Source organism: Pseudomonas persica (assembly GCF_900291015.1).
Lineage (GTDB): Bacteria > Pseudomonadota > Gammaproteobacteria > Pseudomonadales > Pseudomonadaceae > Aquipseudomonas.
This window is the reverse complement of record NZ_OLKL01000331.1, coordinates 1-242: the sequence shown is the minus strand read 5'-3', so window position 1 is coordinate 242 and position 242 is coordinate 1. Positions and strand designations below refer to the sequence as shown.

1 pseudogene is annotated in these 242 nt (G+C 59.1%); it reads right to left on the bottom strand.

What is annotated here, in order from left to right:
* Window positions 1-242: pseudogene (locus FQ664_RS27635) on the bottom strand (ATP-grasp domain-containing protein); the annotation flags it as partial.

Sequence of the window (242 nt, the reverse complement as noted above, 5' to 3'; positions counted from 1 at the left end):
ACCGGATGGCGTACTTGTCCAGTAATGGCTGTAGGGTGTCGGGGTCATAGTCGTGGGCGATATGACCGCCATTGCGGGAGGCGACAGTTACGACGCTACCTGCGCGCTGAAGCACTGAGTCGTCAATTAGAATGGGCTCGCCCAGGTGCAGACGGACTAGCAGTTCGAACGGGTCGATGCCGGTCAGCATCCGGTACATCTGCGGCGCTACGCTACCCATCATGCGTGCGTTGATCTCCACT